Source organism: Streptomyces sp. NPDC047085, from assembly GCF_040643735.1.
Taxonomy (GTDB): domain Bacteria; phylum Actinomycetota; class Actinomycetes; order Streptomycetales; family Streptomycetaceae; genus Streptomyces.
Window position 1 is genome coordinate 36630 of record NZ_JBEYUW010000014.1, and the last position, 15257, is coordinate 51886.

General features: G+C 73.7%; 15 protein-coding genes. 6 read left to right on the top strand and 9 right to left on the bottom strand.

What is annotated here, in order from left to right; all coding sequences use genetic code 11:
• Positions 1–74: 74 nt before the first annotated feature.
• From ABZ865_RS34810 to ABZ865_RS34820, 3 genes are all read left to right on the top strand, one after another.
• A complete protein-coding gene (locus ABZ865_RS34810; protein ID WP_361239416.1) occupies positions 75–1322 on the top strand; it encodes a cytochrome P450 in 1248 nt (415 codons plus the stop codon).
• Between the two features lie 124 nt (positions 1323–1446).
• Positions 1447–2379 (top strand): hypothetical protein, encoded by a 933-nt coding sequence (locus ABZ865_RS34815; RefSeq protein ID WP_361239418.1) that lies wholly within the window; start codon positions 1447–1449, stop codon positions 2377–2379.
• Positions 2380–2624: 245 nt separating this feature from the next.
• Positions 2625–3401 (top strand): class I SAM-dependent methyltransferase, encoded by a 777-nt coding sequence (locus ABZ865_RS34820; RefSeq protein ID WP_361239420.1) that lies wholly within the window; start codon positions 2625–2627, stop codon positions 3399–3401.
• Here ABZ865_RS34820 and ABZ865_RS34825 read toward each other — a convergent pair.
• The 6 genes from ABZ865_RS34825 to ABZ865_RS34850 form a co-directional block, all read right to left on the bottom strand.
• Positions 3379–4182, bottom strand: a complete 804-nt coding sequence (locus ABZ865_RS34825) for a GntR family transcriptional regulator (protein ID WP_361239422.1) — start codon at positions 4180–4182, stop codon at positions 3379–3381. The two genes, ABZ865_RS34820 and ABZ865_RS34825, sit on opposite strands and share 23 nt — an antisense overlap.
• A gap of 130 nt (positions 4183–4312) precedes the next feature.
• A complete protein-coding gene (locus tag ABZ865_RS34830) occupies positions 4313–5479 on the bottom strand; it encodes a serine hydrolase domain-containing protein (RefSeq protein WP_361239424.1) in 1167 nt (388 codons plus the stop codon).
• Positions 5480–5587: 108 nt separating this feature from the next.
• Positions 5588–6556 (bottom strand): acetylxylan esterase, encoded by a 969-nt coding sequence (locus tag ABZ865_RS34835; RefSeq protein WP_361239426.1) that lies wholly within the window; start codon positions 6554–6556, stop codon positions 5588–5590.
• Between the two features lie 103 nt (positions 6557–6659).
• A complete protein-coding gene (locus tag ABZ865_RS34840; RefSeq protein WP_361239428.1) occupies positions 6660–7244 on the bottom strand; it encodes a hypothetical protein in 585 nt (194 codons plus the stop codon).
• 214 nt (positions 7245–7458) lie between these two features.
• Positions 7459–8178, bottom strand: a complete 720-nt coding sequence (locus ABZ865_RS34845; protein ID WP_361239733.1) for a ferredoxin reductase — start codon at positions 8176–8178, stop codon at positions 7459–7461.
• Between the two features lie 121 nt (positions 8179–8299).
• A complete protein-coding gene (locus ABZ865_RS34850; protein WP_361239430.1) occupies positions 8300–8905 on the bottom strand; it encodes a sulfite oxidase-like oxidoreductase in 606 nt (201 codons plus the stop codon).
• 185 nt (positions 8906–9090) lie between these two features.
• Here ABZ865_RS34850 and ABZ865_RS34855 point away from each other — a divergent pair, with 185 nt between their 5' ends.
• Together ABZ865_RS34855 and ABZ865_RS34860 are read left to right on the top strand one after the other, a co-directional pair.
• Positions 9091–10020 carry an NADP-dependent oxidoreductase gene (locus tag ABZ865_RS34855; protein ID WP_361239432.1) on the top strand — a complete coding sequence of 310 codons (930 nt, stop codon included), beginning with the start codon at positions 9091–9093 and terminating at the stop codon, positions 10018–10020.
• On the top strand, positions 10017–10871 hold the full coding sequence (locus ABZ865_RS34860; protein ID WP_361239434.1) for a GNAT family N-acetyltransferase: 855 nt from the start codon (positions 10017–10019) through the stop codon (positions 10869–10871). The genes ABZ865_RS34855 and ABZ865_RS34860 overlap by 4 nt, the downstream gene beginning before the upstream one ends.
• Positions 10872–10933: 62 nt before the next feature.
• On the opposite strand, the gene ABZ865_RS34865 is transcribed toward ABZ865_RS34860, so the two are convergent.
• On the bottom strand, positions 10934–11374 hold the full coding sequence (locus ABZ865_RS34865) for a MarR family winged helix-turn-helix transcriptional regulator (protein WP_361239436.1): 441 nt from the start codon (positions 11372–11374) through the stop codon (positions 10934–10936).
• A gap of 95 nt (positions 11375–11469) precedes the next feature.
• Here ABZ865_RS34865 and ABZ865_RS34870 point away from each other — a divergent pair, with 95 nt between their 5' ends.
• Positions 11470–12588: a hypothetical protein gene (locus tag ABZ865_RS34870; protein WP_361239438.1), complete on the top strand. Its 1119-nt coding sequence runs from the start codon at positions 11470–11472 to the stop codon at positions 12586–12588.
• 103 nt (positions 12589–12691) lie between these two features.
• Here ABZ865_RS34870 and ABZ865_RS34875 read toward each other — a convergent pair whose 3' ends face one another.
• A complete protein-coding gene (locus ABZ865_RS34875) occupies positions 12692–13933 on the bottom strand; it encodes a VWA-like domain-containing protein (RefSeq protein WP_361239440.1) in 1242 nt (413 codons plus the stop codon).
• The gene (locus ABZ865_RS34880; RefSeq protein WP_361239442.1) at positions 13930–15213 is read right to left on the bottom strand and encodes a MoxR family ATPase; all 1284 of its coding nucleotides are present in this window, start codon (positions 15211–15213) and stop codon (positions 13930–13932) included. The genes ABZ865_RS34875 and ABZ865_RS34880 overlap by 4 nt, the downstream gene beginning before the upstream one ends.
• Positions 15214–15257 lie beyond the last annotated feature (44 nt).

Here is a 15257-nt window from a genome sequence, read left to right on the forward strand (position 1 = left end):
ACCCGGCTCCGTCGCGGCCCGCGCATGCCTACGATCGACCACGTACCGTCGCCCGGACGACCGTCAGGAGCATCGTGGAGACCTCGCCCGCCAGACCCCCGCACCGCCTGGACCCCGCCGGGGGCTGCCCGCACGCCGACAACGCGCGGCTGCTGGCGCACGGTGCCGTGACCCCGGTCGAACTGCCGGGCGGGATCGAGGGGATGGCCGTACTCGGGCACGAAGCGCTGAAGGAGTTTCTGCAGCATCCCGAAGTCGCCAAGGACGCACAGTACTTCACGGCACTGCGGAAGGGGCGGATCGCCCCCGGCTGGCCGCTGCTGACCTTCGCGACGGTGCGGGGCATGACCACTGCCGACGGTGAGGACCACCGGCGGCTGCGGTCCCTGGTCAGCCGGGCCTTCACGCCCCGCCGGGTCGAGGAACTCCGCCCGCGTGTCGAAGAGCTGACCTCCTCACTGCTGGACGACCTGGCGGCCGCCGCTGAGGCCGGCGACGGTGTCGCCGATCTGCGCCGGCACTTCGCGCTGCCGCTGCCCATGGGCGTCATCAGTGAACTCCTGGGCGTCGGCGTGGAGTTCCGTGCCCGGCTGCACCACCTGAGCAGCCAGGTCGTGGCCACCGACATCGGCCCGGACGAGGCCGTCGCCGCCAACCGGGAACTCGTCGCCGTCCTCGGCGAGATCGCCGCCGCGAAGGCCACGCAGCCCGGCGACGACCTCACCAGCGCTCTCATCGCCGCGCGCGACGAGGGCGGCGACCGGCTCGACCAGCAGGAGCTGATCGGCACCCTGGTGCTGATGATCATCGCCGGGCACGAGACCACCCTCAACCTGATCACCAACGCCGTACGCGCCCTGTGCGGCCATCGCGACCAGCTCGACCTGGTGCGCGCGGGCCGGGCGAGCTGGGCCGACGTCGTGGAGGAGACCCTGCGCTGGGACGCGCCGGTCAGCTACTTCCCGTTCCGCTACCCGGTGCGGGACCTCACGGTCGACGGCACGCTGATACCCGTCGGCACCCCGGTCCTCGCGGGCTACTCCGCCGCCGGACGCGACCAGGACGCCCACGGCCCGGACGCCGACCGATTCGACGTCACCCGGCCCGCCCGCGCCGACGCGGTACGCCACCTCTCCCTCGGGCACGGCGCCCACTACTGCCTGGGCGCTCCGCTGGCCCGCCTGGAGGCCACCGTCGCGCTGGAGCGGCTGTTCACCCGCTTCCCGGCACTGGAACTCGCCGTCCAGGAACCGGAATTGATCCGGCACGCCAGCTTCGTCGGCAACAGTGTGCGAGCCCTTCCGGTGCGCCTGGTGCCCTGAGGCGCGCACGGGGCGGGGCGGCCGGGGGTGTCGCGATGTCGTGGATCCGTATCAGATGTCCTTAGACCATAACGATCCCGGACGTCAGGGGACTTGACCGCCAACCGTGCACTATCGTCACGACATGTCCACGCCACCGCAGCCCTCGCAGCCGGCCGACCAGCCCGCGCCGCAGCCCGGTCCGCCGGCGCCGCAACCGGGTGCGCCTGCGCCGCAATCGGCAGTCCCAGCACAGCCGGCCGCCTACCCGTATCCCCACCCGCAGTCGCCTCCGCCGGGGAACTTCTACGCGCAGCCCACGCTGGTCGGTCAGCCGGCCCAGCCGCAGCCCGGCCTGCCGGCCCAGCCGCAGCCGGGAAACCCGTACGCCCAGGCCCCGCAGTACGGGCCGGTGCCCGTCCCGCCGCCCGGCGGCGGTGGCGGTGGCGGTGGCGCAGGACGGGCGGTGCTGTGGGCCGCCGTCGGCGCCGTGGTGGCCTCCGCGGCCTGGGCGGCCGGCGTGTTCCTGCTCGGTGGCGTGGGCGACAGCGCCGATCTGCGGGGCTACTCGGCGCCCGCCAACATGTGCTCCGGCGCGGACTACTCGTCGTTCAAGGACGAGTACCCCGAGAACGACACCTCCCCGACGCACAACTCCCTCAAGGACAAGGCGCTGGACGAGAGTTACTGCAGCCTGAGCCTCAAGAAGTCCGGATCGACCTACGCGGACGCCTATCTGTCCGTCCAGGTGGACCTGCACCGGAAGACCGACCCCGCACCGGAGTTCACCGCCACCTGGAAGAACTACGGCGACAGCCACACGGGTTACGACGTGAGCCCGGTCAAGGGCATCGGCGACGAGGCCTACCTGGTGAGCCAGGACACCACCAGCGGCTCCTCCTCCAGTGGCTCGCGCTACGCCACCCTCGCCGTGCGCGACGGCTGGATGACGTACACGATGAGCTACAGCGCCTACCTCAGCTCGTACGACCAGGACAAGAACCCGCCCGCGCTCAGCGACGTCACCGACTGGCTGAAGACCGACACCAGGGCCACCCTCGATCAGCTGAAGAGCTGACGGCGTGCACCTAGGGCCTGTCTTCCGGATCTTGCCGGGGTCGCGGGCCCTGGCACGCACATCTGCGGCGTTGTCGTCGGTCGCCGACTCCCCCACGCTCGAATGGGGCTCGCGCGGGGGGACCCCCACGCGTCGACTCCCTCCTCCGCCTTGCAGCTGCACGCACCAGACCCCGCTCGGGTCCGCCAGGAAGCTCGGTCGGCCGGAGCCGGCCTGATCCGGAAGACAGACCCTAGGCTGAAGGCATGTTCAGCCCCGAAGGCCCCACGCTGCGCGAGCTCGCCGTACAGGCGCTGTCGTCCGTCGAGCACGGCTACGACCTGCTCGCCCCGAAGTTCGACCACACCCCCTTCCGCACCCCCGACGCGGTGCTGGAGGCCGTGGCGAAGGCGCTGGACCCGCTCGGCCCGTTCGAGGACGGGCTCGACCTGTGCTGCGGCACGGGCGCGGGCCTGGAGGTGCTGACCGGGCTGTGCCGCGGCAGCGTCACCGGGGTCGACTTCAGCGCGGGCATGCTGGAGGTCGCCCGGCGCCGGAGCGCGGGTGCGGCGCGGGGGCAGCGGGCGCGGACCGCCGGGCCGGACATCGCCTGGGTGCGCGCGGACGCCCGCGCCCTGCCGTTCACGGCCGCCTTCGACCTGGTGGTCAGCTTCGGCGCGTTCGGCCACTTCCTGCCCCGGGAGCTGCCCGGGCTGTTCGCCCAGGTGCACGCGGCGCTGCGGCCGGGCGGCCGGTTCGCCTTCCCCGTCCTCGCCCCGCCCCGCCCGTCGGGCCTCGCGTTCTGGATGCTGCTCGGCTTCGACGCGGTGATGCGGGTGCGCAACGCCGTGTGGCGGCCGCCGTTCGTCATGTACTACCGATCCTTCCGGCTCGGCGACGTCATGGGGGAGTTGACGCGGGCCGGCTTCGCGGTCGAGCTGCGGGCCCTGCCCGAGTTCGGGCGGCGCGACGACGGCAGTCCCCGCGCCCGGCTGGTCGTGGCCCGTCGGCGGACGGGGGTCACCCGGCCGCAGGAAGGGTGAACTCGTAGACCAGCGCGTCCTGTTCGGCGTTCACCACCAGATCGGTGATCTCCAGCGGGCGCGCGTACTGGTCGTGCACCCGCCGGGTCACCCGGACCGAGGAGGCGTCGCCGACCTGGGTGATGGCGTCCCGGTGGTGCAGGGCCAGGCCGGCCTTGCGCATCCAGTCGTAGGCCCGGCGCAGTTGCGCGGGGGTGGCCCCGTCGGCCCGGTCGCGGTAGCGGCCCAGCTCCGCGACCTCGGAGAGCGCCACCGCCGAGAACGACGTCACCGCCGTGCGCAGCGACCGGCCGTCGGGGGTGTCCGACCGGTAGCGGTGCACCAGCGTCGGCCGGTGCGGGGCCAGCCCCAGGGCTCGCGCATGCTCGGGCGGCGGCGCCTCCCAGGTCACCGTCGCCCGGTCCACCGCGTACGGGTCGTCCGGCCGGGCGCCCACCGGGAAGGTCAGCGAGAGCGGGTCCTGGACCGGCCGTCCGGACAGCGTGGCGTGGCTGCCGCGCCGGTCGGTGGCGACCTGACCGTCGCGCCGCAGCACCTCCAGCGCCTGCCTGACCGTCTCCCGGCTGACCCCGAAGTGTGCGGCCAGGTGCCGCTCGCTCGGCAGCCGTTCCCCCGGCGGAACGGTGCCGTCGCGCAGTTCGTCGAGCAGCAGCGACGCGACCCGCCAGTACAAGGGCCGGTCGTCGCCCTGCGGGGAACCGTCCGGGAGAGCATGCGGCGGATCGCTCGGGGCATCGTGCGGGGCATCGTTCGGGAGATCGTGCGGGGTGGTGCGGGCCATGCCGCGCCTCCTGTTGGTGACCAGACGTAGCCGTGCGGGCTCATTGCGCGACCACATCTAGCATTGGTCTAAACCACAAGGGAAGAGCGGCCTGCCGGTTCGGCCGAAACCGACCCGCGTGATCCGGACGTCACAGGGCCCGGTACAGGGCCTCCACCAGGGCCATCTTGCGCGGGTCGTCCGCGATGTGCGGCCCCATCCGGTTCATCGTATAGCCGAGGGAGACGCCCGCGTCGGGATCGGCGAGCCCGCAGGAACCGCCGAATCCGTCGTGTCCGAAAGCCCGCGGATCGGGGCCGTAGGAGCCGTTGGGCCCGCTGAGCCACAGACCGAGCCCGACTTCCGTCTCATGCTCGAAGCCCGCCCCCAGCACAAGATCGCGACACCTGCCCTGCCCCTCGCGCACCCGCTCCGCCGCCTCGGGCGACAGGATCCGCCGGCCGCCGTGGGAGCCGCGCCCGGCGAAGACGCCGTAGAGCGCGGCGACGGCCCGCGCGGTGCCGTGCCCGTTGGCCGCCGGGATCTCCGCCGCCCGCCACTCCGGCGAGTTCGCCTGCGCCGCGCCCACCAGCGGATTCGCCAGCGCGGCGATCGCCGCCGGATCCAACTGACTGAAAACGGCGGCCTGTTCGCCGGCGTCCACGACCCGCGGGTGCACCAGTTCGGCCGCCCGGCCGGACTCCTTCTCCGGCAGACCGATGGTGAAGTCGATCCCCAGCGGACCGGTCACCTCCCGCTCCAGGAACGCCCCCGGCCTCAGTCCCGAGACCCGCCGCACCACCTCGCCGACCAGGAAGCCGTACGTCAGCGCGTGATACCCCGAGCGCGTGCCGGGCTCCCACCACGGCTCGGCCGCCGCCAGCCGCGCGGTCGTCAGCTCCCAGTCGTAGAGCTGCTCCAGGGCGTGCGGCTCCCGCAGGCCGGACAGTCCCGCGCGGTGCGACAGCAGATGCCGGACGAGCACCCGCTCCTTGCCCGCCGCCGCGAACTCCGGCCAGTACGCGGCCACCGGCCGGTCGAAGTCCAGCAGCCCCCGGTCGGCGAGGATGTGCGCGCACAGCGCCACCGGGCCCTTGGTGGTCGACCACACGTTGACCACGGTGTCCCGCTCCCACGCGCGGGTGCGGGCCGGGTCCGCCCAGCCGCCCCACAGGTCCACCACGGTCGCGCCGTCGACGGTCACCGCCACCGCGGCGCCCAGCTCGTCCCGCTCCCGGAAGTTCTCCTCGAACGCCTCCCGCACCGCCGTGAACCGCGGGTCGCAGTGGCCGTGGACCTGTGCCTCGTGCGCGGACATCGAACCTCCGTCGTCGCCGGGAAACCCGGGCCGCGACACACCACCGGCCCGGGGCCCCCTGAACGTACCGACTGGTCGGACTGGAGGGAAGGGTGCGGACGCGCACCCTCAGGCGTACGACCGCAGCCAGCGCAGCTTGCGCTCCTCCTGGAACGGGCCGCCGCCCTCGTGGTCGTTGAAGTCGTACACCTCGATCGCCTTGTCCTCGTGCGCCCAGGCGTTGAACGCCGCGAACACGGTCGACGGCGGGCAGGTCTGGTCCTCCAGGGCGGCCGAGAACAGGGCCGGGGCCCGGCCGCGGGCCGCGAAGTGCACGCCGTCGAAGTACGAGAGCGTGCGCAGCACGTCGGCTGCGCGGCCGCGATGCGTCTTGAGGAACAGGCCTATCTCCCGGTACGGGTGACGGTCCGTCAGCGTCACGGCGCGCGGGAAGTCGCACAGGAACGGGACGTCCGGGGCGACCGCGGCCAGGTCGGGGACCAGACCGCCGACGGCGAGCGCGATGCCGCCGCCCTGGCTCTCCCCGATCACCACGGTCCGCGAGGCGTCGGCCAGCGGGTGCGCGCGGGCCGCCTCGACCGCGCGGACGCCGTCCGTGAACACGCGGCGGTAGTAGTAGTTCTCGGGCGCGTCGACGCCCCGGGTCATGAACCCCGGATAGGCGGGCGCGGCGCCCACCGGGTCGGTCGTGCCGCCCCCGCCGCCCCAGGCGCTGCCCTGTCCGCGGGTGTCCATCACGAAGTGCGCCCGGCCCGTCGACGCCCACAGCAGCTTCTCGTGCGGCAGCCCGCGCCCGCCGCCGTAGCCGAGGAACTCCACCACCAGCGGCAGCGGCTCCTCCGCCCCGGCCGGCAGCAGCAGCCAGCCCTTCACCGGGTGACCGCCGAACCCGGCGAACGTCACGTCGTACACCCGCACCGTGGCCAGGCCGGTGTCCACCGGCTCGAAGCGGACGTCCAGGTCGTGCTCGCGAGCCTCCTGGAGGGTCTTGCCCCAGAAGGCGTCGAAGTCCTCGGGCGCGCCGGACTCCGAGCGGTACGTGCGCAGTTCGTCGAGGGGGAGGTCGAACAGGGCCATCAACAACCGCCTTGGTGAAGGGAGGACACGTCAGGCCACCGTACGGGTGCGGGCGGGCCGCCCGGTACGGGGAGGAACGGGTCAGGGGCGGGTCAGGGGCGGGTCAGGCTCGGGGCTGGGTCCATCGTGGTCCCGTGCGTGCCCACTCCCGCTCCCACTCGTCCAGCCGGTGACGCAGCGCGATCCGGCGTTCCACGGCATGGCCGAGGAGCACCACCCCCGCCGCGCCGGCCGTCGCGCACACGCCGATGGTGACCGTGTGCTGCCACACCGCCACCTCGTTGGGCGGCGGGGCCACACCGCGCCCCTGGCCGTCGAACCAGACGGTCACCACGTCGCCGGCCCGGGACCCGGCCGGCACCCGGGCCAGGGCGGTACGCATGCCCTTGCCCGGCTCGGTCCAGCGGACCTGCGCGCGGTACGGATGGTCGCGGTCGCCCTGCACCGTGGGCAGCGGCTCGGCGGCGGAGCCGACCACCACCGCGTGCACCCGGTGCCGCTCGGCCCGCTGCGTCAGGGCGAGGTTCTCGGCCCGGTCATGGGCGTACAGGCCCGCCGCCACCCCCGTCAGAGGCGCGACCACGAACAGCAGGACGGCGACAACCAGCACCGTCCACGCCTCCACGACGTCCGACCGGCGCCGCAGCGGATTGTGCCGCCAGCGCCAGCCACGCATCCGGGTCCGCATGTCCACCTCCTCGCCGTCGGCCGGAGCCGGAGGACCGGAGGAACCGGATCACCGGTCCGCCGCCACCCGCGCACGAGCGTCCACACTCGTTTCGTACCCCGTACGGCGCACCTCGTTCACCCGGCGTACCGCGACTTCAAGCCCACCTGGAGCACGGTTCGCGGCACGCGCCCCACGGCCACGCCAGCGGCGCACCGGCGCGTTACGCGGTCCCTCAGCCGAAGCGTTCGATGCGGATCCGGTCCACCGGCTGGCCGACCGCCACCAGCAGCCGGGAGGCGTGCTCGGCGAACCCGTTGGAGCCGCACACATAGGCCTCCCACCCACCTGCAGGCGGCTCGGTCAGGAGCGGCGCCACATGTGCGGCCGCCATACGACCCACCGGCGTCCCCGCCGGGGCGCTGCGCGTGAACACGGCCGTCGTCTCCGCGCCCAGCTCCCGGGCGTAGATCAGCTCCTCGGGGCTCCGCGCCGACACCAGCATCCGCAGCGGCACGGACAGGCCCCGCGCCCGGTGGTACCGCACCATCGACATCAGCGGTACGACCCCGGAACCGGCCCCGAGAAGCAGCGCGGGCCGGTCGCCCGGCCAGGCGAAGAAGCCGCTCAGCGGACCGCGCACCTCCACCGTGTCACCGGGCCGGGCCACCGTGTGGAACCAGCCCGAGACCTCACCGTTCGGCACCCGGTCCAGGGTCAGCTCGATGTGTCCGGAATCGTCCGGCGCGGACGCGATCGAATAGTGGCGCTGCGCCACATAGCCGTCCTCGGCGGTCAGCCGCAGCATCAGATGCTGTCCCGGCAGATGCCCCGCCCAGCCCGGCACCGCGAACCGGAAGGTGGCCGCGTGCGGCGTCTCGTGCCGGATCCCGGTCAGCGTGGCCGTCTGCCACGCCGACGCCACCTGCTGGTCCACGGCGATGCGTGCGGGCACCGCGAAGCGCGTCCGGGGTGCCGGGAGAGCGGCCGGGGCGCCGGGGCCTGTGGGCGCCGACGCGGCGGGGTGTGTGGGCGCCGGTGCGGTGAGGCTCGTGGCCGTCGTCTCGGAAAGCGGATCAGTCACCGGAGTACCGCTGTTCCTCCCACGGGTTGCCCCGCTCGTGGTAGCCGTTGCCCTCCCAGAAGCCCGGCTCGTCGTGGTCGAGGAGCGTGATGCCCGCGATCCACTTGGCGCTCTTCCAGAAGTACAGATGCGGCACCAGCAGCCGCGCGGGACCGCCGTGTTCGGGCGCCAGCGGCTCGCCGTCGTACTCCCAGGCGATCCAGGCCCGCCCGCCGGTGAGGTCGGCGAGCGGCAGGTTCGTGGTGTAGCCGGTGTGCGAGCGGGCGACGGCATGGGTGGCGGACCCATGGGGCCGCACCACATCGAAGAAGGCGTCGAGCGAGACACCGCCGAAGCGGACCCCGAACTTCGACCAGCCGGTCACACAGTGGATGTCGCCCTCGTACGCCGACGCGGGCAGCGCCCGTGCCTCGTCCCAGCTCCAGGTGGACGGCCGTTCCACCATCCCGTCGATGCGGAAGGACCAGTCGGCGGGCGCGAGGTCGGGGGTGACCTCGGCGGACAGGACGGGCCAGTCGTCGCCGGCGTCGTACTGCCCCGGGGGCAGCCCGGGGTTGTGGACGCGCCGACGGCCCGTGAAGCCTCGGGTGACGTTCATGGTTCAACCGTACGCTGTCGCCGTGGGTGCTCCGTCCCTGGTCAGCGCGTCGGCCATTGCGGCTGTATGAACACGGGGCGGGCCCGGGAATAGCCGTCCGGTGGTCCCCCTTGATCTTGAGTGCCGGTCCGTGCGCCGGTGACAGTACGAGGGAAGCGACGGAAGTGACGGAAGCGAGGAAGAGGATGCCCAAGGCGTACGTCTTCACGCGGTACGGCGGCCCCGAGACCGAGGCGCTGGCCGACGTGGACCGGCCCAGCCCCGGCCCGGGCCAGATCCTGGTGGCGGTCCGCGCGGCGGGGGTGAACCCCGTCGACTGGAAGCAGCGGGAGGGCTACCGCCGGCCCGGTGAGACCGCCGAGCGCGTCTTTCCGGCGGTGTTCGGCAACGAGGCCGCCGGTGTCGTCCAGGAGGTCGGCGAGGGGGTGACCGGGTTCGCCGTCGGCGACGACGTGTTCGGCAACACCGTCGACGGCGCGTACGCCGAGTACGCCCTGCTCAGCACCGCTGTGGCCGCGCACAAGCCCGCCGCGCTGTCCTTCACGGACGCCGCCACGCTGCCCGTCGCCGCGGCCACCGCCTACGACGGCGTCCGTGAGCTGGATCTGCCCGAGGGCGCGACTTTGCTGGTGACGGGCGCGGGCGGCGGAGTCGGCGCCGCGGCCGTACAGATCGCCCGTGCCCGAGGACTGCGCGTCGTCGGCGTGGCGAGCGAGGGCAAGAAGGAGTTCGTCGAGTCGCTGGGCGCCGTGCACGTGCCGAGCGGCCCGGACCTGGCCGCGCGCGTGCGCACCGCCGCTCCCGAGGGCGTGGACGCGGTGTTCGACCTGGTGGGCGGCGACACGTTCGTCGAGGCGGCCGACCTGGTCGACGACGGGGCCCGGCTGATCACCGGTGCCAGGCCCGTGCCCGAGGCCGTCGCCGCGAAAGGCGGGTCCCGGGTCGTCCGCGCCCGCACCGCCGCCGTCCTGGACGCACTGGCCGACCTCGTCCTGCGCGGCGCCCTGAATCCTCATGTCACCCGCACCTTCCCGCTCGACCGGGCCGAGGAGGCCCTGCGCACGGTCGAGAACGGCCATGCCCGCGGGAAGATCGTCATCGAGGTGACCGCATGAGCGACCTGACGAAGCCCGCGGAAGCGTTGGGCGGCGGCGCGACCGCGCCCGACCCGGCGGACCTGCGGGAGCAGGCAGCGCCCAGGGCGGCGGAGATTCCGCAGCACGCGGGCCGCGCGCAGGACGCGGGCGCCGGCGTCCCGCACGTCCTCGACAACCCCGGGCGTGCTTCCCTGACCGGCCCGCACGCCCACTTCGCCGAGCGGCGGGGCCGGGTGCTGCGCTACCCGGTCGACGTCTCCCCGTGGCTGGCCCTGCCCGACGAGCCCGACGCGGACGACTGGGCGAACGTCGCGGCGCTGGCCGGACCCGGAGCGGAGGTACCGCTGCTCGGTTTCCGTGGCGAGGTGCCCGAGGACTGGGAGATCACCTTCCACATGGAGGGCGTGCAGCTCGTGGACGACGGCCTGGCCGCCGCGCCCGACCCGGAGGCGGTCCCCCTCGGCCCGGCGGACGTACCCGAGATGCTGGACCTCGTGGCCCGCACCCGGCCCGGACCGTTCCTGCCGCGCACGATCGAACTCGGCACCTACCTCGGCATCCGCCGTGACGGCGCCCTGATCGCCATGGCGGGGGAGCGGCTGCATCCGCCGGGCTGGACCGAGATCAGCGCGGTGTGCACCGACCCGGCCTTCCGCGGCGAGGGCCTGGCCACCCGGCTGATCCTCGCGGTCGCGCACGGCATCCGGGAGCGCGGCGAGACCCCGTTCCTGCACACCGGCGCGCAGAACACCAGCGCCATCCGGCTGTACGAGTCCCTCGGCTTCCGGCTGCGCCTCCGCACCGCCTTCCTCGCGGCCCGCGCGCCCGAGCACCACACGGACGGCCGGGCCGCCGTACAGGTGCCGTAGCCGACAGCCGTCATCCACCGGCCGTCAGTCACCAGCCATCGACCGCCGGGCGGCCCGCTCCTTCAGGCGGACTCGGCTCCCGCCGGGCCGGCGTTGTAGCGCTCCAGGTAGGCGGCGAAGCGGACCAGGTCCTCCTCGGGCCAGTCCGCGAGCCGTTCCTGGAAGGCGGCGCGGCGGCTGCGGGTGACCTGGGCCAGGATCTCCTGGCCCGCGTCGGTCAGATGCAGCACCTGGACCCGGTGGTCCTCGGGGTCCACGCGCCGCTCGATCAGCCCGGCCCGCTCCAGCGCGGCGACCTGGCGGCTCACCGTGGACTTGTCCAGCGCGTAGTGGGCGGCCAGGTCGGTCGCCCGGCAGCCGCCGCTCTCCTCCAGGTGGCCGAGCAGGGTGTACGACACCAGCGACAGCTCGGGATGCATCCGCCCCGCCGAGGCACGGGCTCGACGGGCGAAGCTCGTCATCTCGCGCTGGATCGTCTCCACGGCCGTCTGTGCCGCAGTCATCGGAACACCTCCACGGAATATCTCTCCGCCGAACTGGTTGTATAGTACAACTTGAAACGAGAGTTGTATAAGCCAACCATTGGAGGTCGCGTCCGATGAGGTCACCGGCACTGCGCCATGTGCTCACGCACCTGATCACCCCGCTGCTCATGTGCCTGGGCATGGGGCTCGCGTACATGGGGGCCTTCGTGACCCCGGAGCCGCACCACCTGCCCGTCGCCGTCGTCGGCGCGGGACCGAAGGCGAAGGTGTTCGCGCAGACCGTCAAGGACACCGCGGGGGACAAGCTCGACGTCCGCACCGTCGCCACCCGCGCCGACGCCGTCCGGCTGCTCGAGTCCCGTGACGTCACCGGCGCCTATGTGCCGAGCGCCAAGGCACCCGAGCTGATCGTGGCGAGCGCCGCGTCCGACATGGGCGCGACCGCCGTCGAGAAGGTCTTCACGCCGGTGGCCGCCGAGCAGGGCGCCCCGCTGAAGGTCACCGACGTGGCCGCACCGGCCGCCGACGACCCCACGGGACAGGGGCTGTTCTTCCTGCTGATCGCGGTCAGCATCGGCTCCTACGCCTCTGTCGCCGCCCTCGGCGCCGCGGGCGCCACGCTTCCCCTGCGGATACGGGCACTGCTCGCGCTCGGTGTCTCCGCCGTGGTCAGCGGCATCGGCGCGCTGCTCGCCGGTCCGGTGTTCCACCTCGCGCACCACGACCTCGCCGGTGTGTGGGGGATGGCCTGGCTCTACTCCGCGGGCATCCTCTTCATCGGCGTCGGCCTGCACACCTTCCTCAAGCGCTGGACCACGCTGACCATGATGGTGCTGTTCGTGATGCTCAACTTCACCAGCTCCGGGGGGTTGTTCCGGCCCGAGCTGCAGAACGCGTTCTTCGGCACCCTGCACGCCTTCTGGAACGGCGCCGGCTTCGTCGAGGGCCTCCGCAGCCTGCTGTACTTCGGCAGCGACGGCCTCGCGCGCAACGTCTGGACGCTCGTCGTCTGGCTGGTCCTCGGCCTCTCCGTCACCGCGGTCGCCGGCGCCTTCGAGCGGGCCGGGAAGCACGTGCCGAAGCATGCGGCCACCGCGTCCCAGCCGGCCGAGGCCCCTCTTCCCGAGCCCGCGTCCGGCGTGGACCGTGCCGAGGAACAGGAGGAGCGGCAGACGCGGCGGCAGGCCGAGGCGGAGGCCGAGGAAGAGGTCGAGGAGACGGTGGGGGTCTAGGGGACAGCGAAGGGCCGAGAGGCGGGTGGGGGTCCAGGGGGCAGCGAAGGGCCGGGAGACGGTGGGGTCCGCGGGGCCGTCGTGCCGGGTCGTGGCGACCGGCTCACCGGGCCGGTGACCCGATGACCACCACCCGGGCCCACTCCGGTGGCGAGTCCGGCCGGTAGTCGGGATCGTCCTCGTTCCACGAGCCACCGGGCCGGGAGAACAGGCCCACCACCGTCCGGCAGGACGGCCGTGTCCCCGGCCACGGTGTCTGGCCGTCGGTCAGGACCACGACGACGTCGGGCCGGGACCGCAGCGCGCGGGCGAAGCCCGTGCGCAGGTCCGTCCCTCCGCCGCCCACCAGCGGGATTCCGGCGGAGCGGCACAGCGGGTGCACGGTCTGGGCCGCCGCGTCGCAGGACACCACGGTGACCAGGTCCCGACGGCCGCCCACGGCACGGGAGATCGCGGCGACCTCCAGGAGCGCGCTGCCCAGTTCGGCGTCGCTGACCGATCCGGACGTGTCGACGACCACACACACCCGGGGCGGCCGGCGTCGCAGGCTCGGCAGCACGGTTCTGGGCAGCGCGGTCGAGCGCCGGGCCGGGCGGCCGTAGCTGTAGTCGTCGCCGGCGCCCGGACCCGAGGTCGCCGAACGGACCGCCGCGCCCAGCAACTCCCGCCAGGGCTGCGGCGGATGGAACACCTCCTCGGCCCACCGCCGCCACCCCTCCGGCGCGCTCCCCGGCCGTCCGGTGATGCCCTGCGCCACCCGGAAACGGACCAGATCCCGTTCCTGCCCGGCGAGTCCGTGCGCGCCGTCCGGCCCCAGGTCCCACTCCCGCCGCCGTCCGTCGGCGCCGCTGCCGCAGTCCAGCCAGGCCAGGTGCTGCAGGCGTGGCCCGAGCCGGAACTGCCGCAGGTAGTCCTCCATCAGCTCGCCCTCGGGCAGCCCCAAGTCCGGCGGGCAGACGGCTCCTTGGGGCCGGACGAGCCCGTCGCCGTACACGTCGTCGTTGATCTCGAGGTCGGCGGCGATGTTCATGCGCAGCCGCTCGCCCGCGCCGGTCAGCCCGCGCTGCCGGGCGACCCGGTCGCCGCGCCCGTGATGGTCGCGCAGCAGATGCGCCACCTCGTGCACCCACACCCCGGCCAGGTCCTCGACGGGGGTGCGGTCCACGAACGCGGGCGACACGTAGCAGCGCCAGTGCTGGTCGACGGCCATGGTCGGCACCTGTCGCGACTCCACGGGGTGCAGCGCGAACAGCGCCGTCGCCAGATACGGGCGCACCCGGGCCGCGTGCAGCCGGGCGGCGAGCAGCTTCTCGAGGTCCAGCGTCCCCGGTGCCTCCGCCGTCATCGGCCCGCCTTCGTGGTGGCCGAGGCCCTGCGGGCGGCGTCGGCGCGGCGGGACAGGGACACCACACCGGCGAGCCGCTCGATCACCTCCGGTACGTCCCAGTCCTCCCGGCGCAGCGAGGCCAGCGTGGTCGCGGGAACCACCACCACGTCCGGGGCGCCGGTCTCCATCGCGTGGACCAGCAGCGTCCACGCGGCGTCCCAGCGGGCCCGCTCCGGCCGCTTGCGGACCGCGTCGACCACGCCGTCGAGTGCGGCCTGCCGCAGATCCCCGCGCTCGGGCAGCACGGCGCCCTCGGGGTCGGCGAGCAGTTCCTCCGGGTCCGGGAGGTCCATCCGGTCCAGGTGCGCCAGCAGCTCGAGGCCCGGCCCGTCCCCGACCGTCCCCCTGACCAGCAGGGCCAGCACGTCACGGGCGGACCCGGCGGCGGTCGTGAAGGCGATCAGCCGCAGCGTCATGTCCCAGCTGCGCGGCGACGGCCAGGCACCGCCCCGGCGGGTCTCCGTGGTGGGCAGCCGGTGCACGAGCGCCGGGCGCGCCGAGAGGAACCCGCACACCGCATGGCGGGCGAGGGCCACCGCCTCCGGCAGCTTCTCCGCGTCGAGCCGGGGCAGGGTGGCCCGGGGCCAGGTCCCGCCCAGGCCGCGTACGACGACGTCGTGGTCGTGGGTCCACTGAAGGTGGACGAACCGGTTGGCCAGGGGAGGGCTGAGTTCCCAGCCGTCGGCCGCCGAGGACCGGGGATTGGCGGCGGCCACGATCCGCACGCCCGGCGGCAGCCGCAGCGCGCCGATCCGCCGCTCCAGCACGAGCCGGAGCAGGGCCGCCTGGACGGCAGGGGGCGCGGTGGACAGCTCGTCCAGGAAGAGCAGCCCGCGACCGGCCCGCACGAGCCGCACCGCCCAGTCCGGCGGGGCCATCGGGACGCCCTGCTCCGCCGGATCGTCCCCCACGACGGGCAGCCCCGAGAAGTCGGACGGTTCGTGGACGCTGGCGATCACGGTGGTGAGAGGCAGATCGAGGGCGCTCGCGAGCTGGGTCAGCGCCGCGGTCTTGCCGATGCCCGGTTCACCCCACAGCAGCACGGGCAGATCGGCGGCCACCGCCAGCGTGAGCGCCTCCAGTTGGGTGTCCGGGCGGGGTTCGGTGGCGGTGTCCCCCAGCAGGGCCAACAGATCGGCGGCGACGTCGAGTTGGGAGGAGGAGGGAGCGGCGGACGAAGCGCTGAAGGGGACCGCGGAGGGTGCACTGGGCGTGACGAAAGCCGTGAAGGAAGACATGAGTGATCACCTGAGGGTGTGTGAGGTGCCGACAGCAGGAGCCG

Bases quoted from the DNA above. Each gene is read 5' to 3' on its own strand.
- ABZ865_RS34865 (WP_361239436.1), bottom strand. From the start codon at position 11,374: ATGACTGCGGCACAGACGGCCGTGGAGACGATCCAGCGCGAGATGACG.
- ABZ865_RS34825 (WP_361239422.1), bottom strand. From the start codon at position 4,182: ATGGCCCGCACCACCCCGCACGATCTCCCGAACGATGCCCCGCACGAT.
- ABZ865_RS34855 (WP_361239432.1), top strand. From the start codon at position 9,091: ATGCCCAAGGCGTACGTCTTCACGCGGTACGGCGGCCCCGAGACCGAG.
- ABZ865_RS34820 (WP_361239420.1), top strand. From the start codon at position 2,625: ATGTTCAGCCCCGAAGGCCCCACGCTGCGCGAGCTCGCCGTACAGGCG.
- ABZ865_RS34875 (WP_361239440.1), bottom strand. From the start codon at position 13,933: ATGACGGCGGAGGCACCGGGGACGCTGGACCTCGAGAAGCTGCTCGCC.
- ABZ865_RS34830 (WP_361239424.1), bottom strand. From the start codon at position 5,479: ATGTCCGCGCACGAGGCACAGGTCCACGGCCACTGCGACCCGCGGTTC.
- ABZ865_RS34815 (WP_361239418.1), top strand. From the start codon at position 1,447: ATGTCCACGCCACCGCAGCCCTCGCAGCCGGCCGACCAGCCCGCGCCG.
- ABZ865_RS34880 (WP_361239442.1), bottom strand. From the start codon at position 15,213: ATGTCTTCCTTCACGGCTTTCGTCACGCCCAGTGCACCCTCCGCGGTC.
- ABZ865_RS34840 (WP_361239428.1), bottom strand. From the start codon at position 7,244: ATGCGGACCCGGATGCGTGGCTGGCGCTGGCGGCACAATCCGCTGCGG.
- ABZ865_RS34860 (WP_361239434.1), top strand. From the start codon at position 10,017: ATGAGCGACCTGACGAAGCCCGCGGAAGCGTTGGGCGGCGGCGCGACC.
- ABZ865_RS34835 (WP_361239426.1), bottom strand. From the start codon at position 6,556: ATGGCCCTGTTCGACCTCCCCCTCGACGAACTGCGCACGTACCGCTCG.
- ABZ865_RS34870 (WP_361239438.1), top strand. From the start codon at position 11,470: ATGAGGTCACCGGCACTGCGCCATGTGCTCACGCACCTGATCACCCCG.
- ABZ865_RS34850 (WP_361239430.1), bottom strand. From the start codon at position 8,905: ATGAACGTCACCCGAGGCTTCACGGGCCGTCGGCGCGTCCACAACCCC.